The organism is Rhizobium sp. YJ-22, from assembly GCF_029601685.1.
GTDB lineage: Bacteria > Pseudomonadota > Alphaproteobacteria > Rhizobiales > Rhizobiaceae > Metarhizobium.
In genome coordinates this window covers 12,445-12,713 of sequence record NZ_JARRIR010000031.1, presented here as the reverse complement: position 1 = coordinate 12,713, position 269 = coordinate 12,445, and the positions used below count along the sequence as shown (strand labels likewise).

The window sequence follows — 269 nt, the reverse complement described above, 5'->3', positions numbered from 1 at the left end:
CAGGCCGTCGCCGCCGAGCGCGCGCAGTTCCGCAAGGCCAAGGAGGATCTGACCATCTGCCGCCGCGATGTCCGCAAGCTGATCACGGCGGCGCTGGAGGAGGGCGCGGACGGCGACTGGCAGGCGGTGGAGCAGGTCTATGTCGGTCTGGTCGGGTGCATCCCCCGCGCGCCGTCGCTTACCCAGCTCGCCAGCCTTCTCGACGAAATGACCCTGCTGCGTGAAGAGATCCTCAACAGGCTGGAAACGCGGGAAAATTCCCGGATTCA

Annotated in this window: 1 pseudogene; it reads left to right on the top strand. The window is 66.5% G+C overall.

What is annotated here, in order from left to right:
* Positions 1-269: pseudogene (locus tag P7F60_RS29750) on the top strand (replication initiation protein RepC); the annotation flags it as partial.